The organism is Allorhizocola rhizosphaerae (genome assembly GCF_003426775.1).
In the GTDB taxonomy this organism is placed as follows: Bacteria; Actinomycetota; Actinomycetes; order Mycobacteriales; family Micromonosporaceae; genus Allorhizocola; species Allorhizocola rhizosphaerae.
Genome location: NZ_QJUG01000099.1, coordinates 1 through 15682 on the forward strand (window position 1 = coordinate 1; position 15682 = coordinate 15682).

Annotated in this window: 15 protein-coding genes and 2 pseudogenes; 5 read left to right on the forward strand and 12 right to left on the reverse strand. The window is 69.3% G+C overall.

Annotated elements, in window-relative coordinates:
* Nucleotides 1-981, forward strand: a 981-nt coding sequence (locus DM816_RS21630) for an ATP-grasp domain-containing protein (protein ID WP_117212157.1), incomplete at its 5' end; no start/stop codon positions are given.
* A gap of 111 nt (nt 982-1092) precedes the next feature.
* On the opposite strand, the gene DM816_RS21635 is transcribed toward DM816_RS21630, so the two are convergent.
* From DM816_RS21635 to DM816_RS21660, 6 genes and pseudogenes are all read right to left on the reverse strand, one after another.
* Nucleotides 1093-1959, reverse strand: coding sequence for a sulfotransferase family protein (locus tag DM816_RS21635; RefSeq protein ID WP_117212158.1), 867 nt, complete (start codon nt 1957-1959; stop codon nt 1093-1095).
* Nucleotides 1960-2112: 153 nt separating this feature from the next.
* Nucleotides 2113-3297, reverse strand: coding sequence for an ABC transporter permease (locus tag DM816_RS21640; RefSeq protein ID WP_117212159.1), 1185 nt, complete (start codon nt 3295-3297; stop codon nt 2113-2115).
* Nucleotides 3298-3299: 2 nt separating this feature from the next.
* A pseudogene (locus tag DM816_RS21645) lies at nt 3300-3959 on the reverse strand (ABC transporter ATP-binding protein); the annotation flags it as partial.
* Nucleotides 3956-5251 (reverse strand): efflux RND transporter periplasmic adaptor subunit, encoded by a 1296-nt coding sequence (locus tag DM816_RS21650; protein WP_117212161.1) that lies wholly within the window; start codon nt 5249-5251, stop codon nt 3956-3958. The pseudogene DM816_RS21645 and the gene DM816_RS21650, both read right to left, overlap by 4 nt.
* Before the next feature lie 21 nt (nt 5252-5272).
* Nucleotides 5273-5950 (reverse strand): GNAT family N-acetyltransferase, encoded by a 678-nt coding sequence (locus DM816_RS21655; protein ID WP_117212162.1) that lies wholly within the window; start codon nt 5948-5950, stop codon nt 5273-5275.
* Nucleotides 5951-5952: 2 nt separating this feature from the next.
* Complete coding sequence (locus DM816_RS21660; RefSeq protein WP_117212163.1) at nt 5953-6624, reverse strand: acetoacetate decarboxylase family protein; 672 nt, start codon at nt 6622-6624, stop codon at nt 5953-5955.
* Nucleotides 6625-6766: 142 nt separating this feature from the next.
* On the opposite strand from DM816_RS21660, the gene DM816_RS21665 reads away from it, so the two are divergent.
* Nucleotides 6767-7462: a PIG-L deacetylase family protein gene (locus DM816_RS21665; RefSeq protein WP_117212164.1), complete on the forward strand. Its 696-nt coding sequence runs from the start codon at nt 6767-6769 to the stop codon at nt 7460-7462.
* On the opposite strand, the gene DM816_RS21670 is transcribed toward DM816_RS21665, so the two are convergent.
* Nucleotides 7428-10292, reverse strand: a complete 2865-nt coding sequence (locus DM816_RS21670; RefSeq protein WP_117212165.1) for an AfsR/SARP family transcriptional regulator — start codon at nt 10290-10292, stop codon at nt 7428-7430. The genes DM816_RS21665 and DM816_RS21670 overlap by 35 nt on opposite strands.
* A 122-nt stretch (nt 10293-10414) precedes the next feature.
* Here DM816_RS21670 and DM816_RS21675 point away from each other — a divergent pair, with 122 nt between their 5' ends.
* Together DM816_RS21675 and DM816_RS21680 are read left to right on the forward strand one after the other, a co-directional pair.
* Nucleotides 10415-11461: a class I SAM-dependent methyltransferase gene (locus DM816_RS21675; RefSeq protein WP_117212166.1), complete on the forward strand. Its 1047-nt coding sequence runs from the start codon at nt 10415-10417 to the stop codon at nt 11459-11461.
* A gap of 80 nt (nt 11462-11541) precedes the next feature.
* Nucleotides 11542-12162, forward strand: a pseudogene (locus DM816_RS21680) (DedA family protein); the annotation flags it as partial.
* On the opposite strand, the gene DM816_RS21685 reads toward DM816_RS21680, so the two are convergent.
* From DM816_RS21685 to DM816_RS21695, 3 genes are read right to left on the reverse strand one after another with little or no spacing between them, the layout of a single operon-like run.
* Nucleotides 12162-12806 carry a response regulator gene (locus DM816_RS21685; protein ID WP_117212167.1) on the reverse strand — a complete coding sequence of 215 codons (645 nt, stop codon included), beginning with the start codon at nt 12804-12806 and terminating at the stop codon, nt 12162-12164. The pseudogene DM816_RS21680 and the gene DM816_RS21685 sit on opposite strands and share 1 nt — an antisense overlap.
* The gene (locus DM816_RS21690) at nt 12797-14044 is read right to left on the reverse strand and encodes a sensor histidine kinase (RefSeq protein ID WP_117212168.1); all 1248 of its coding nucleotides are present in this window, start codon (nt 14042-14044) and stop codon (nt 12797-12799) included. Before DM816_RS21690 ends, DM816_RS21685 begins: the two co-directional genes overlap by 10 nt.
* Before the next feature lie 60 nt (nt 14045-14104).
* Nucleotides 14105-14311, reverse strand: coding sequence for a DUF2277 domain-containing protein (locus DM816_RS21695; RefSeq protein ID WP_117212183.1), 207 nt, complete (start codon nt 14309-14311; stop codon nt 14105-14107).
* Between the two features lie 33 nt (nt 14312-14344).
* On the opposite strand from DM816_RS21695, the gene DM816_RS21700 reads away from it, so the two are divergent.
* Complete coding sequence (locus DM816_RS21700; RefSeq protein ID WP_162907687.1) at nt 14345-14839, forward strand: hypothetical protein; 495 nt, start codon at nt 14345-14347, stop codon at nt 14837-14839.
* Nucleotides 14840-14890: 51 nt separating this feature from the next.
* Here the strand turns inward: DM816_RS21700 and DM816_RS21705 are convergent, their stop codons facing one another.
* A complete protein-coding gene (locus DM816_RS21705) occupies nt 14891-15205 on the reverse strand; it encodes a hypothetical protein (RefSeq protein WP_117212170.1) in 315 nt (104 codons plus the stop codon).
* A gap of 20 nt (nt 15206-15225) precedes the next feature.
* Entirely contained in the window at nt 15226-15588 is a 363-nt protein-coding gene (locus tag DM816_RS21710) for a hypothetical protein (RefSeq protein WP_162907688.1), read from the reverse strand.
* Nucleotides 15589-15682 lie beyond the last annotated feature (94 nt).

The following is a 15682-nucleotide window of genomic DNA, read 5'->3' on the forward strand; positions in this document are numbered from 1 at the left end:
CGCATCATGCAGGCAACGGAGGTCGCGGCCGCGCTCGGGCTCCCGGGCGACCCGGCCGCGGTGGCGCGCTGCCGCGACAAGCACCTGACCCGGCAGGCGCTCGCGGCCGCGGGGGTGGCGCAACCGCGATCGCAGCGGGTCGACACGCTGCCGGACGCCCTGGTGACCGCGGGCCGTTTCGGGTACCCGGTGATAATCAAGCCCACAGATCTGGCCCTGAGCGCCGGAGTGGTCAAAGTGGACACCGCCGAGCAGCTGGCCGGAGCGTTCGACCACGTGAGCGCGCTGAAATACAGCAGCATCCCGAGCTGGCGGCCGACCATCCTGCTGGAGGAGTTCGCCGAGGGGTACGAGATCAGTGTGGACACTGCGGTCCGGCGGGGCGAGATCATGCCGCTGTGCTTGGCGCGCAAGGAAATCGGGTTCCCGCCCTACTGCATCGAGGTGGGGCACTATGTGCACGCGGACGACCCGCTGCTGCAGGACCCGGTGCTGATCCGGCTGCTGCACGACACGCATCGCGCGCTGGGCTTCACCGATGGCGTGACGCACACCGAAATCATGATGACGGCCGACGGCCCGAAGGTGATCGAGGTGAACGGGCGGCTCGGCGGCGACATGATCCCATATCTGGGGCTGCGGGCGACGGGTGTGGACACGGCTCTGGCCGCGGCCGCCGTGGCGTGCGACCGCATTCCGCAGATCACGCGCTCGGAAAAACTGGTCGCGGCGGTGCGCTTCTTCTATCCGTCCGAAGTGGACACGCGCATAGAGGGGATAAGTTTCGAGTTTGCCGGCCCACGCCCGGCGGCGATCGACACGCTGGCCGTGCTCGCCAAGCCGGGCGTCATCAAGTCCCCGCCGCCCGAGGGCACGCTAACCGGGCGCATGGCCTTCGCCACGGCGGTCGCCGAGACCGCGGACGAATGCCGATCCGCTTTGGACGCCGCGGAGGCCGCACTGCGTGTGGTGCCGGGTTGATCGTTGTCACGCGTGATGCGGACCCTTGATCGATGTCGCATCCCGAGTAGCGGCAAGCGCTTTCCCGACTCCGCGACAACGATCAAGCCGTCGCACCGGGCGTGGCAGCGATCAGTGGTAGCCCAGCCGCTCGACAAGGTCGCCGTAGCGCTCGTGGATGAGCTCCAGATGCCTTGGCGTCAAATGGTTCTCCCAGTCGCGGGCCACGCCCTTGCGATAGTGGTTGTGCTCGTCGACCTCGCCGGGCTTGCGGTCGGACTTGGACAGATTGGTGAACGAGAAGCGGTCGAGCACGTTGTCGATGTAGGCGTGGGGCAGCCGGTCCAGCGGGAAGCGGGGCAGCGCCTTGCGCATGAGCGCGAGCGTGCGCGGCTTGCCCCGGCGGACGGCCAGGTTCCATTTGACTTTGGCCATTTTGACGCGCTCGCCGCCGGTACCCTCAGGATCCAGCATTTCATAGTGGGAGAACAGCACCGCCCACAGTTTGGCCTGGTCGGTGATGAGATCCTCCATTTTGACCTCAAGCACGCCGGGCTGGTGATAATTCCAGGTGGACATGCCCTCCAGCACCACGTCGCTGAACTCGATCTCGGCTTCGAGGCCCGCGTCCTTGTCCACCGACTTGAGGACCTTGCGGTGCTCGATGAGCTCGGGCCACGCGATGCCGCCGAACACCTCGGGATGGCTGTTGCGGTGGCTGAAGTAGCCCGACACGATGATGTCGCGCGGGTCTCGGATCAGGTGGACCGCGCGCAGCTCGTCCTCGATCGTGTCGACCTCGTGCTGAAACGCTCGGGTCATGATGAGGATGTCCGGCCGCTCGACCCGGACCATGTCGCCCAGGGTGCCGTAGGACTCGTACTGCGCCGGGACGTGAATCGTCATTATCTTGAGGTCAAGCGCCGCCGCGGCATCGTGGATGATGTTTCTCGCCCAGGTCGACGCGGACTTGTGTCGTCCAAAGAAAGCCCGCAACATGGCGACATTTTAATTCATTCGAATGTTCACCGATAGGGCGAACGCGTCCGCAACATTAGGACCACCGGCTGATCCGCTGGGTGCCACCGTCGAGGTACGACAGAGCAATCGGCACACCGGGTAATTGGGCCCTTCCCTTGGGCTGCCGCAGCGCTAGTCGGTGCGCAATGCGACGACGGGGTCGAGGCGGCCAGCGCGCTGGGCGGGCACCACACCGAAGATGATGCCGACACCCGCCGAGACGCCGAACGCCAAGGCCATCGACCACCACGTGATGGTCGCGGGGACGGGAGTCAGCGCGGCGGTGAGCAGGGACGCGGCCACGCCGAGGCCCATACCCGCGAGCCCGCCCACGCTGGTGAGCAGCACGGCCTCCAGCAGGAACTGCAGGCCGATGTCGCGCGGGCGCGCCCCGACCGCCTTGCGCAGACCGATTTCGCGCGTGCGCTCGCGCACCGACACGAGCATGATGTTGGACACGCCGACGCCGCCCACGAGCAGTGAGATGCCCGCGATGGCCGCGAGCACCGTGGTCAGGATGCCGAGGATGTCGCCGAGCACGCCCAGGATCTGCTCCTGCGTGACCGCGCTGAACTCCGTGTCGGGGTGCCTGCGCCGCAACTCGGCCAGCATCTGGTCGCCCAGCTGATCGATGGTCTCGCGGTCGGGCGCCTTGACCGCGAACGCATCGACCCGGCCGGTGCCGAACAGCCGCTGCGCGGTCGTGATCGGGATGTGCACCTCGTTGTCGCGGTCGACGCCCAGGCTCTGACCGAGCGGGGCGAACACGCCCACCACGCGGAAGCGCACGCCCGCGATCGTCACCTGCTGCCCGACCGCGTCGCGCTCGCCGAAGAGACGCTGCGCCACAAGCGATCCGAGCACGGCGACGCGCCGGCCGGTGTCGACGTCGGTGCGGGAGAGGTAGATGCCCGTGCCCAGGTCGCGCAGGAACACCTTGGGCGTGGACTCCATCACCCCGTTGACGGTGGTGAAGGCGGTGTTGCTGCCCGCGCGCACATTTTCACCCGAGGTGAGCGACGCGGTGATGCGGTCGCGGTCGCCGACTACCTTGACCATCGCTTCCAGGTCGGAATTGTCCATCCTGGACAGTGTGGGCGCGGAGCTGAAGTTGACCTGGCCCGGCACCACGATCAGCAGGTTGGAACCCAACCCCTCGACCTGGGCCTCGACCGTCTCCTTGGTGCCGGTGCCCAGCGCCACGAGCACGACGACCGCCGCGACCCCGATGACCATGCCGAGCATCGTGAGCCCGCTGCGCATGCGATTGGCGCGCAACGCATCCAGCGCCACCCGCCAGGCCTCCGCGAGTCTCATTGGACTATTACCCCATCCCGCATGGCGATCTGGCGGTGCGCTCGCGCGGCCACGTCACGGTCGTGCGTCACCAACACCAGCGCCACGTTGTCGTCGGTGTTGAGCCGCTCCAGCAGGTCGAGCACGGCGACGCCGGTCGCGCTGTCGAGGTTGCCGGTCGGCTCGTCGGCCAGCAGCACCTTGGGCGAGGTGACCAGCGCGCGGGCGATCGCCACCCGCTGCTGCTCGCCGCCGGACATCTGGTTGGGCCGGTGGCCGAGGCGATGCCCGAGCCCGACCCGTTCGAGGGTCGCGGCGGCGTGTCTGCGCCTGTCGCGTGCGCCGAGTCCCCGGTACACCAAGGGAAGGGCGACGTTGTCCACGGCGCTGGTGCGCGGCAGCAGGTGAAACGACTGGAACACGAAGCCGATGGTTTCGTTGCGCAGCTTGGCCATTTCGGGCGCGGACAGGGCCGTGACGTCCTTGCCGTCGATGAGCAGCCGGCCGGTTGTCGGGCGGTCAAGCGCGCCCAGCAGGTGCATCAGCGTCGATTTGCCCGACCCCGACGGCCCGATGATCGCCACGTAGTCGCCCTGCCGGATGTTGAGCGACACGCCGCGCAGGGCGGCCACGGTCACGCCGTCGAGCTCGTAGCTGCGCGTGACATCCTCGGCCTCGATCACGGGAGCTGGTCTCCCTCGTGCACCTTGTCGGCGCCCTTGACCACGATGGTGTCGCCCTCGCCCAGCCCGTCGGTGATCTGCAGCAGGTCGCGGCCTGCCACACCCACCTTGACCGGGCGCCGCACGGCCTTGCCGTCGGCCGCGCGCACCCACACCGTGTCTTGCCCGTTGGAGCTGAACACGGCCGCCGCCGGGACCGCGATGGTCTCCGCCGCCTCTCGCACGCGCAGCCGCACCAGCGCGCTCATCCCCGGGCGCGGATTGAGGTTGGCTTTTTCCAAAACCAGATGCACCTTGTACGCCACCGCGCCCCGGCTGTTCGCGGTCGGCAGCACATCGATCGCGGTCACCGTGGCGGCGAGCATGACGCCGGGCGCCGCGTCGAGCTCGGCCTCGGCCTTGATGCCCTCCTTGACCAGCAGCACGTCGGTCTCGTCGACGTCGGCCACCAGCCCGAGCTCCGAAACGTCCACAATCGTGGCGATGGCCGTGCCGTTGCTGACCGGCGAGCCGACCGAGATGTTCGTCGTCACCCCGGCTTGGCTTTGCGGCGCGGGCGCGTTTGGCGAGAGCCCGCCCAGCAGGCTCGACAGATCGCTTGGCACGCTTGGCGTGGCCGATGAGGTGCCGCCCAGCTGGACGACCCCGGCGATGGGCGCCCTCAGCGTCAGCGCGTCCACTGTGGACTTCGCCAGATCGTAGGCCTGCTGCGCCTGCATCTGCTGTGCCGCACCGAGCGCGCGCATCGCCTGGCCCACCGAGGCGAGGCCCCGCTCGACGCTGCGGATCGCCTGCCACGCGGTCTCCGACACCGCCGCATAGCCGGCCTCGGCAGACGCGATGTGGGCGAGCACGGCCGCCTGCTGCGCCGGGTCGGGTATCTTCGCGGCCGCGTCCTTGGCCTGGGCAAACGCGCCGGCCGCGGCCGCGTCGAGCCGCTTTTGGGTGCCACCGAGGTTGACTTTCGTGGAGCCGGTGCCCTTTGTCGAAGCCTCCAGTGCGGCCGTGGCCTGGGCCAACCGCGTCTGCGCCTCGGGCGAGTCGATCACCCCGATCGTCTGTCCAATCTCGACCTTTTGGCCGGCCACGACGGTCAGCGTGGCCAGGGTGCCGTTGGCGGGCGAGCTCACGGTGGCCGCGCCCTTGGCCGTCACCGAGGCGGGCGCCTCCACCACCTCGCTCACCGTCGTGCGGCTCACCTTGGCCAGGCTCACGTCGGGGGCCTCTTCGCACGAGGCAGCGGTCACGGACAGGACGACAGCGGTAGCACACAACAGCACGAGGGGTCGCACCCATCAAACTCTAGCTACCGTTCACCGATCGTGCCTGACCCAGGTTGTGATGCTCACAGTCGTGAAGCCGAGCGAGCGGTAAAGCGGTTGGCCCGCCTCGGTCGCGACCGGTGTGGCGGTGCGATCCCGATGCGCGGCAAGCATTTCGGTCAGCACGGCGCGGCCCAGGCCGTGCGACCGGTGTGCGGGGCTGGTCGCGAGCCAGTACACGCCCACCCCCAGGCCGTCGTCGTAGGTGAAGCCCGCCGCGGCCGGTTCACCGTGCCGCCGGGCCAGCCACACGGTCAAACCGTCAGCGTTCAGCACCCGTGGGGGCAGCGCGTCGCCGCGCTCAAGTGGCTGATATGCCCGCAGCGGAAACCCGTCGACCATCACGCGTTCGGCCTGGGCCAACTCGTCCGCGTCCTTGACGACACCGATGTTGACGCCCGGTATGTCCACCCTCTGCACAGGGCCGGGTGCCCGGTCCATCACCGGCATCCGCCTGCCGACCGGGCGGGCGGCCCATGGGTCCTCGATGGTCACCGGCCGCGACGGGTCGCGGTGGCCGGGCATCTCGGGCATGGGCCGCCGCATCAGGACCCGGACGACCCGGGGCAGCTCAAACCGCACCAGGTCGTCGTCTTCGTGCGCGATGTGCGCGCCCAGGGCCGGCCACATCAGCCCGGCGTTGCGCACGTAGATCTCGGGTCCGTCCATCCTCAGTCCAGTATGGCTTCGCCGCCGGGGTAGGCGAACGAGGCACGCGGCGCGTAGAAGCCCCAGGTGACCTGCAGCGGGTCGGCCGGGCGCAGGGCGTACACCGAGTGGGCCGGGTCGAGGAACTCCAGCGACACCACCTCGAAGTCGGCGACCGGCTCGGACACGAACGGGTAGTTGCCCGCCACGAACTTCCCGCCCACCTCGGTCAGGTAGCGCAGTTGGCCGCTTGAGGTATCGCCCAGCTTCTGTCCGACGTGGACGGTCGTGCGGATGACCGGGACGCCGTCGGCGGTGGTGGTCGCGGTCAGGGTCTTGCCGTGGACTTCAATGGTGGTCGTGCCGGGGCTGGCCGGCACGCCGCGGGCGGAGGCGTACTCGCGGACCACCGGGCTGGAGTTGAAGTAGTGCGTCCACCAGCGCCCGGGGGTGACACCGTCGGGCGCGTAGGCGTCCTCCAGGTCGGGGCCGATGTAGGTGAGGGAGTACGCGCCAAAGCCGGAGGTCTGATCCGGCGAGTCGACGACGTACTGGTTCATGAAGACCTGGCGGTTGGCCATGGGCTTCAAGCCCGCCGGCACCAGCGCCGCGACCGCGTCGGGGTCGGCCGGTACCCAGCCGAAATAGAGCATCCGGCTGTTGATGACGAGCTGTGGGGCTTCGAGCTGGGGCATTGATACCTCTCTTGGAGATCGCCGTGTGTGGCCAGAACGCTACGATCGGCTGCCACGGTCCGGCAATCCCAATATCGACTTCTGTCGAGAACCGGATAGGGCGTGAAAGCGCCGTGCAAGCGCGGGCCGTCAAGCTCGGTCAATGAGCACAATCCTTGGAATATGGGCACATCCCGACGATGAGGCGTACCTGTCCGGCGGGCTCATGGCGATGGCCCGCGACAGCGGCTCCCGGGTCGTGTGCGTGACCGCCACACGCGGCGAGCACGGCACGTCCGACCCGCAACGCTGGCCGCCCGATCGGCTCGCCGCCGCGCGAACCGTGGAGTTGACCCGCTGCCTGGAAATCCTCGGGGTCACCGAGCACGTCTGGCTTGACTATCGCGACGGCGCATGTGCGGCCGTGCCGGTGCCGCACGCGGCCGCGCGACTTCGCGAGGTGATGGAGGAGGTCAGGCCGGACACGGTGGTCACGTTCGGGCCGGACGGCAACACGGGCCACCCCGACCATCAAGCCGTGTCGGCGTGGGCCACGGCGGCCTTTGACCGCGCGGCACCGCCCGGCGCTCGGCTGCTGTACAGCGCGGTCACGGATCGCTGGGCACGGCGATGGCGGGAGCTCAACGAAAAGCTGGAGGTGTTTGTCCCGGGCTATCCGGTCGTCACCGCCGACGACCGGCTCGCGATCGACCTCGTGCTCGACCCGGACACATTGGCGCGCAAGGTGCGTGCGCTCGCCGCCCAAACCACCCAGACGGCGGGAGTCATCGAGGCGATGGGCATAGATACCTATGCGCAGTGGGTCAGCGAGGAAGCCTTCGTTGATGGTCGTCGATAGCGCGCCGCGCTGTTCGGAGCACGGCGTCTCGCCCGAGGGCCGGCACGTTGCGTTGCGGCTTGCGTGCGCTGTCGACCGCGGGCGCGTCGGGAGCCTGGTCGGCAGCGGCGTCGATCAGCGCGGCCGGTTCGTCGTCGCCGAGACCGCGCAGCAGGTCGGCGAGGTTGCGCAGGGTGGTCCACTGGTGGGTCCAGTTGCCGGTGCGCGCGAAGTAATCGATCACCTCGCGGTAGCCGCGCAGCGCGTCGCCGACCCGGCCGCAGCGGGCACGCACCGACACCAGCCCGACGGATGCGATGCCGGCCAGGAAGGTCGCGCCCGAGGTACCGGCTAGTTCGATGGCGCGCAGGTAGTGTTCCTCGGCCGACTCGCCGCGGCCCGCGAGGCTTTCGATTTCGCCCGCGACGTAGGCGCCCCACGCGCGCATCGACGGCGACCTGGCCGCGGCGAGGCCGCGCTCGTTCATCGCTCGCGCCTGCTCAAGGTCTCCGGCGTAGGCCGTGGCGAGCGCGGCGACGCCGAGACCCTCTCGCGGGTGCGGCATGAGCGCCGTCGCGGCAAGGGCATGCTCGACAACGTCGGCGTGCGCACCACGGGCCAGATCCGCCACGGACAGCGTCTGCAGGCACACCCATCTGTCGCTGTCGTTTGTGGACCGTTCCAGTCCGGCGCGGGCGAGCCGCTCGGTGCGCGCGTAGTCGCCACGGTGATACGCGGCTTCGGCGGCGATGCCCAAAACCAGTGTCTGCCTTGGATGTCCGGCGAGCGCGGAATCGTCGGCCAGCTCCTCGGCCCAGTCGCGCAGCTCGATCAGGTCGCGATAGGACACCGCGTCGAACAATCCCGTGACCATCGCGACGGCTTCGTCGAGCGCTCCCCGGTCGCGGGCCAGCCGCCATGCGGCGCGCAGGTTCGCCAGCTCGCGACGCAGGACGGCATCGGCCTCCGGTTCGCGCTCGGTCGTCATCGTTTCACCGATCCACGCCGTCAAGCTGCCGGCCCAGCCCAGCAAGAGCTTTATCGCGGCCTCCCGCTCCCCGGCCGCCGCGAGCCGGTCAAGGCCGAAGTCACGCAACGTTTCCAGCATGCGGTACCGGGTGCCGGCCCCGAAATCCGCGTCGAGCATGGAGGCGTCGACAAGGCGGGCGACCACACTGCCCGGATCGGCGCGCAGGCCGATGTCTGTGCCCAGCTGCTCGGCCGTGGCGAGGTCGACGCCGTCGGCGAAGACGGAGAGATACCGGAAAAGCTTCTTCTCATCGGTGGACAGGAGTCGATAGGACCACTCGACGGTTTCGCGCAGCGTCCGATGCCGGGCCTCGCCGCTGGGCCGTCCGCCCAACAGGTCGAGCGAACGGTCGAGCCGCGTGTGCAGGTCGGCCAGCGAAAACGTGGACAGCCGGCCGGCCGCGAGCTCGATGGCCAGCGGCATGCCGTCGAGGCGCCGCACGATGTCGACGACCAGGCGCAGATCCGTTGGCGTGAACCGGAATCCGGGGCGCACCCGGCCGGCCCGGTCGAGAAAGACCGCGACGGACGGGACTTCACTGTGGTCCCTTTCCAGCGCCGGCAGTGCGAGTGGCGCCAACCGGTAGGCGCACTCGGCGGTCAGGCCGAGCGGTTCCCGGCTGGTCGCCAGCACGGACAGCTCGGGGCACGACGAAAGCAGCGTGCCGACGAGGTCGCCGGCCGCTTCGAGCAGATGCTCGCAGTTGTCGATGACCAGCAGCCCGGCGCGGTCGGCGAGGACGGCAACGCACGCCGACAGCACATCCCGCTGGACGACCGGCAGGCCGAGTGCCTCCGCCAACGCGTGCGGGATGGCGGCGGGCCCGGAGATCGGCGCGAGCCGAAGCACGGTCGCGTTGTCACTCCTGCCCGCGATCTCCACGGCGATCCGGGTCTTGCCGACGCCGCCCGGTCCGACGACCGTCACCAGGCGCTCCTCGGCGAGCATCCGGCGCAGCACCGTCACGTCCGCGTCGCGGCCGTAGAGCCGGGTCGGGGCTTTTGTTTCGAGCCTGGCGGGGGATTGGCCGGCTGCGATTTCGCGGACCAGCTCGTCGAGCGCGGGTGACGGGTCGAGGCCCGCCTCGTCGGCGAGCCGTTTGCGGTAGTCCCGGCCGGTGCGCAGCGCCTCGGACGCCTGGCCGGTCGCGGCCAGCGCGCGCATCAGGAGCAGGACCGCGGGCTCGCGCAACGGGTCGGCGGCGTGTGACTCGGCGGCCAGGCCCACGACCTGGTCGGCGCGGCCCGCGTCGATCCCGGCCGCGACCAGTGCGTCGGTGATGTCGCGGTAGAGCCCCGCGTAGGCCTGCACCGTGGCGGCGATGGGCGCGATGTCGGTCAGATCGGCGAGAACGGGCCCTCGCCATAGCGCATGCGCCTCGCGCAATGCGTCATAGCCCTTGTGCGCCAGCAGCTTTCGTGCCCGCGCCACATCCAGGCTGTAATCCGCGGCGGCGGGCGTCTCGCCGCGACCCCCCGCCGTGAGTGCGCCACCGCGAGCTCCGATGGCCTCCTCTCGCGCCCGCCCGGCCATGTCGGGTCCGAGCTCCAGCCGGTAGCCGTCTTGCCGGGTCTGCAGCCGTTCCGCCGCCGATCCCAGGTGCCCGCGCAGCCGGAACACGTGGCTGTGCAGGGCCTGCCGCCCCGACTCCGGCACGTCCCCCGGCCAAAGCGCGTCCACGAGGTGATCGACCGAGACCGTGCGGCCCTCGGCCATCGCGAGCAACGCCAGCACCGCCCGCCGCTTCTGCCCGCGCACGTCGACGGCCACGCCGTCGACCAGCAGTCGCAGCGGCCCGAGCAGTTCGATCCGGATGTCCATCGCCCCTGGTGTCAGCCGCCCTCTGTCAGTCGCGTGAAAGCACGTGCGAACGCCGTGAAAGCCGACCCCCCGACGCTTGATCCCGGTCGGCGTGCGCCGGCCGGATCGGGAGGGAGACCCTAGTGAACAAGAATAAGCTGGACGAGTTCCTCGGCAGGTTCGTCACCGACTTCGGCGCCGCGGGCGCGGCGGGCTTGGTCGTGATTGGACACCGGCTCGGCCTCTATCGTGAGCTCGCGCGGGGCCCGGCCACGCCGGGGCAACTCGCCGAGCGCACCGGGTGCCATCCACGTTACCTCACCGAGTGGCTGCGCGGTCAGGCGGCGGGCGGCTATGTCACCTATGACCCGGCGACCGGTGAGTTCTCGCTGACCGAGGAGCAGGCGTTCTGCCTGGCCGACCCGAACGGCCCGAACCTGCCGGCCGCGTTCACCATCATCCTGGGCTACCTTCGCGCCGAGCCACAGCTCACCGAGGCGTTCCGGACCGGTGTGGGCGTCGCCTGGCACGAGCACAACGACGATGTGTTCGTCGGGTGCGACGCGTTCTATCGGCCGGGCTACATCGCCTCGCTGGTGCCGGAATGGATCCCGGCGTTGGAGGGGGTGGATGCGAAGCTCGCCGCGGGTGGGCGGGTGGCCGACGTCGGGTGCGGGCTCGGCTCCACGTCGAGGCTCATCGCGCAGGCCTACCCAAGCGCGACCATCGTCGGCTCCGACTACCACGCCGAGTCGATAGAGCTCGCGCGCAAGCAGACCGCCGAGGCCGGGCTCGGCGACCGGGTGAGCTTCGAGGTCGCCACCGCGCAAACCTTTACGGGTACCGGGTACGACCTCGTGACGACGTTCGACTGCCTGCACGACATGGGCGACCCGGTCGGCGCCGCCCGGTGGATCCGGCAGGCGCTGGCGCCCGACGGCACGTGGCTGGTGGTGGAACCGTTCGCCGCCGACGCGGTCGAGGACAACTTCAACCCGGTGGGCCGGGCCTACTACAACGGCTCCACGTTCCTGTGCGTGCCCAACGCGCTTTCGCAGCAGGGCGGCTATGCCCTGGGCGCGCAGGCGGGGGAGTCGGCGATCCGCGAGGTGACCGAGAGGGCGGGCTTCACCCGCTTCCGCCGGGTCGCGCAGAGTGCATTCAACCTCGCCTATGAGGTTCGGCCGTAGCGGGCAGTGTGGTTTTCCACAGGAGGACCGGGCGGTGCACCTCATGGTGGCACCGCCCGGTGATCCATAGCGTCGTCGGCATGGTTGAAGAAAACGTGCCCACCGGCGGCCTCGCCGGGTGGGCGGTCGAACTGATGGAGCGGCTCGGCGGTCCCGGCGCGGGATTGGCGGTGGCACTGGAAAACCTCTTCCCGCCGCTGCCCAGCGAGGTGATCCTGCCGATGGCCGGGTTCACCGCGAGCCGGGGCGAGCTCAGCCTGGCGGGCGCGATCGTGTGGACCACGCTCGGCTCGGTCGTCGGCGCACTGGCGCTTTACTATCTCGGCGCCCTGCTGGGCCGTGCCCGGGTGCGCGCCATCGCGGCCCGGCTCCCGCTGGTCAAACTGTCCGATGTGGACGCCGCCGAGGCATGGTTCGCCCGGCACGGGGCCAAGTCCGTGTTCTTCGGCCGGTTCGTGCCGATCGTGCGCAGCCTCATCTCGGTCCCGGCCGGTGTGGAGCGCATGCCGGTGCCGCGGTTCCTGGCCTACACCGGGCTGGGGAGCCTGCTGTGGAACACCGTGTTCATCATGGCGGGGTACCTGCTCGGCGAAAACTGGGGGCGCGTCGAGACATATGTTGGCGTGTATCAGAAGGCGGTCATCGCGCTCGCGGCGCTGGCCGTGCTGGCGTTCGTCACGGTCCGGCTGGCGCGCCGGCGTCAGGTGCCCAGATAGCGCAGCACGGCGAGCACCCGCCGGCTGTAGCCGTTGGCCGGTGACAGGCCCAGCTTGTCGAAGATCGCGTTGACGTGCTTTTCGACGGCGCTTTGCGACACGTGCAGGCGCGTGGCGATGGCCGCGTTGGTGTAGCCCTGGGCCATGTGTCCAAGCACATCACGCTCGCGCGCGGTCAACCGCTCCAGCGGATCGGTGTGGGTGGTCCGGGCCAACAACTGCCGGACCACCTCCGGATCGAAGGCCGCTCCACCGGTACCCACTCGATCCAAAGCTTCTAAGAAATCCGCCACCTGAACCACTCGATCTTTGAGCAGGTACCCTACCCGGCCACCCTCGGCGCCCAAAAGCTCGATGGCGTAACGCTTCTCGACATACTGCGACAGGATGAGCACCCCGATCTCGGGCCACTGCTGCCGGATGCGCAACGCCGCGCGCAGGCCCTCGTCGGTGTGGGTGGGCGGCATGCGCACATCGGTCACCACGACGTCGGGCCGGTCCTGGGCCGTCGCCGACACGAGCGCCTCGCCATCGCCCACGGCGGCCACAACCTCGTGACCCTCCTCGGCGAGCAGGCGGACGAGCCCCTCGCGCAGCAGCGTCGAGTCCTCGGCCACGATCACGCGCATGGCAGCACCGCCGTTATCGTCGTCGGACCGCCCGCAGGACTGTCCACATGCAACTGTCCGTCGAGCGCGGCCAGGCGGCGGGCGAGCCCGGACAGCCCGCTGCCGGACGAATCGGCGCCGCCCACACCGTCGTCGCTCACCCGTACCAGAATGCCGGCCCCCTGCCGATCCACCTCGACGCCGATGGTGCTTGCCCGTGCGTGCTTGATGGCATTGGTCACCGCCTCCGACACGACAAAGTAGACGGCCGTTTCCATCGGTCCGGGCAACCGTTGCGACAGTCCATAGTGGAGCTTCAGCGGCAGGGTGGCCCGCTCGGCCACGTTTTCCAGGGCCGCGGGAAGCCCGCCATCGTCAAGCGCCGCCGGGTAGATCCGCCACGACACGTCGCGCAGATCGTTCAACACATGCTGTGCCTCCTCATGCGCCTGCCGCAGCAGTTCGGCGACCGCGTCGCGCTCCCGCCCGCGGTGCGTCACGGTCGCGGGCGTCTCGCCTCGGCCTGCTTCCCGCCGCGGCTCACTGCCGGGCCGCGTGGCCTCCTCTAGCGCCCGCCAGGCCCGTGTGGCTCTGCCCAGCAGCATGCCCAGCGCGACCACCCGCTGCTGCACGCCGTCGTGCAGGTCTCGCTCGATGCGCCGCCGTTCGTCGTTGACCGCCTGCACGACCTCGGCCCGGGCCGCGGACAGTTCGGCGATCCGCCGCTCGAACCGCTCGCGCGGGCTCGGGCCCAGAAACCGCCGGGCGAGCGCGCGATCGAGCGCGGCCACGCCCGCGATGCCGGTGATCTCCAAAAACAGCAGGACCACACCGGCGACCGCGACGTAGACGATGTTGAACGGGCTTGGGGGTATGCCGTCGACCTCGCGTCCGGTCCCCCAATGGGTGATCACCATCACGCCCGCGCCCGCGCCATAGACCCCGAGCATGAGCACGATGCCGCCGAGCAGGCCAAGCGGGATCCGGGCCGCCACGTAGCCCAGGGCGCGGTCGCCCGTGTAGTCCCGCGAGTTGTCGCTGCGCATGAAGTAGGCCAGCCGCAGGCGTTCCAGCTCGGCCAACCCTTTCGCGCCGCGCCCGGCCAGCCGGGCCGCGCTGGGGGACACCAGCCCGGCGAGCAACACCGGCACGGCGAGGACGAGCAAGGCGAGCCCGGCAAGCGCGGTCAACGCGCCCAACGCGAGCCCACACCCAACCCGTATCCACCCCCAAACCACCCGCCCCTTCCGGTTGATCATGAACTTCGTCCATGTTCGGCGGTGTGTCGCGGCATCAACTTCATGATCAACCCGAAGGGGTCAGCGGCGGACTTGGAGGGTGGACATGAGTTCGGCGGTGGCGGTGGTGATGGTGGCGACGGCCCTGTCGAAGGCCTCCTGGTTGTGGGCGGCGGGCTTGCGGAAACCCGACACTTTGCGGACGTACTGCAATGCGGCAGCGTAGTAGTCCTCGTCGGTCACGACCTCTTCGAACGGGGGGCGCAGCGTCTTGATGCTTCGGCACATGTTCCCCATTATCACCGCATGCAATCTGACTCGATGATCGACTCCGCCAAGGGCTGGCACAACATACAGCTTGCCGTGATGGGGTTCATCGGCCTGTGTGGCGTGCTGCGCATGGGCGAGACCCCGGCCGGGCCGCAATGGCTGATGTGGTGGTCGACGGCCATGTCCATCCTGGCGTTCGGCACATCGCTGCTGTCCATGTGGATGGTGGGAAGCGTGGCGTTTCCGCTCTATGGCTTCATGGGCGAGGGGCAGCAACTGCCCGACAACGCCCCCGGCCGGCTGAAGGGCGGCATCGGCCTGACCTTCGCCGCCATTATCTTGATGGTACTGGCATCGCTCGCGGGCTGGTGGCCGAGTTCAGCGGGCGGGGACCAGGTCGAGGTGCGCGATTCGCAGGGCGCAAGCGCTTGCGGCGCTTGGGTTGACGGCGCGCCGGCCGGCTCGGTGTGGATCCGCACGGACGAGGGCACGGTCACCGTGAACCTGCGCCAGATCGCCGACCTGCGCCCCGTTTCCTCCTGCTGAGCCCGTCAGGTGCGGCCCGCGCTCGCCCCGGGCCGCACCGACCTTGCCTTGCTAACGTGCGCAGCGCCACGAATAGGCGTTGCCGGGGTCGAGCAGCACGGAGAAGGCCCCGCCGCCGTACTGGTTGATGCAGGCGGAATTCATGTCCACGCCGTACAGGTAGCCACTGTAGTGGCAGCGCCACGAATAGGCGTTCCTGGTATCGAGCACGACGGCCGTAAACGCGGAGCCGTGCTGAACCTTGCACTGCCGATCCACGTTGATCCCACCGATGATCGTGGCGGCCTGTGCCGGTGCGGCGGTGGCGGCGATCGCCGAGGCGCCCACGACGGCGGCCAGGGCGAAGCGGGAAATGGTCTTTCGCATGGTGTTCTCCTCTTGTCTGACTAGCAGTGGCCGACGGCGGGTTGGCTGCTTACGACGCCGGAGCTGAGATAGCCGACGTGGCTGTAGTAGTTGGTCTTGAACCAGCGGTTGGAACCGAAACCGTTGTTCCCGCCGTCGATCCAGCAGACGATGTCGACCCACTGGTTATAGATAGTGACGATCCTCTCTCCGTTGAGGTTGGGGTCCTTGCGCAGGTTGCCCTCGGTGACGTAGCCCCAGCCGTTCATGATCGTGTTGTCTGAAGCAGCCGCCTGCTCGGGGCTCGCGGCGGCGGGTGATGCCAACGCGGTCATCGGCGCTAGCGCCATCAAGCCGGCTAGGAGCAGCCTTGCTCCATGGCGGCCGGCTCGGAAGTTGCTCATCGGTCCTCCTTGCTGTGTGGACTGGCGGGTCGCCAGCGGTGGCATTCACAGCAAAGGCGGTGCCGCACCGCGATGGAACAGTCCGGGCAATAGC

Coding starts and splice junctions, on each gene's coding strand:
- DM816_RS21635 (WP_117212158.1), bottom strand. CDS start 1,959: ATGTTGCGGGCTTTCTTTGGACGACACAAGTCCGCGTCGACCTGGGCG.
- DM816_RS21640 (WP_117212159.1), bottom strand. CDS start 3,297: ATGAGACTCGCGGAGGCCTGGCGGGTGGCGCTGGATGCGTTGCGCGCC.
- DM816_RS21655 (WP_117212162.1), bottom strand. CDS start 5,950: ATGGACGGACCCGAGATCTACGTGCGCAACGCCGGGCTGATGTGGCCG.
- DM816_RS21660 (WP_117212163.1), bottom strand. CDS start 6,624: ATGCCCCAGCTCGAAGCCCCACAGCTCGTCATCAACAGCCGGATGCTC.
- DM816_RS21665 (WP_117212164.1), top strand. CDS start 6,767: ATGAGCACAATCCTTGGAATATGGGCACATCCCGACGATGAGGCGTAC.
- DM816_RS21670 (WP_117212165.1), bottom strand. CDS start 10,292: ATGGACATCCGGATCGAACTGCTCGGGCCGCTGCGACTGCTGGTCGAC.
- DM816_RS21685 (WP_117212167.1), bottom strand. CDS start 12,806: ATGCGCGTGATCGTGGCCGAGGACTCGACGCTGCTGCGCGAGGGGCTC.
- DM816_RS21690 (WP_117212168.1), bottom strand. CDS start 14,044: ATGATCAACCGGAAGGGGCGGGTGGTTTGGGGGTGGATACGGGTTGGG.
- DM816_RS21695 (WP_117212183.1), bottom strand. CDS start 14,311: ATGTGCCGAAGCATCAAGACGCTGCGCCCCCCGTTCGAAGAGGTCGTG.
- DM816_RS21700 (WP_162907687.1), top strand. CDS start 14,345: ATGATCGACTCCGCCAAGGGCTGGCACAACATACAGCTTGCCGTGATG.
- DM816_RS21705 (WP_117212170.1), bottom strand. CDS start 15,205: ATGCGAAAGACCATTTCCCGCTTCGCCCTGGCCGCCGTCGTGGGCGCC.
- DM816_RS21710 (WP_162907688.1), bottom strand. CDS start 15,588: ATGAGCAACTTCCGAGCCGGCCGCCATGGAGCAAGGCTGCTCCTAGCC.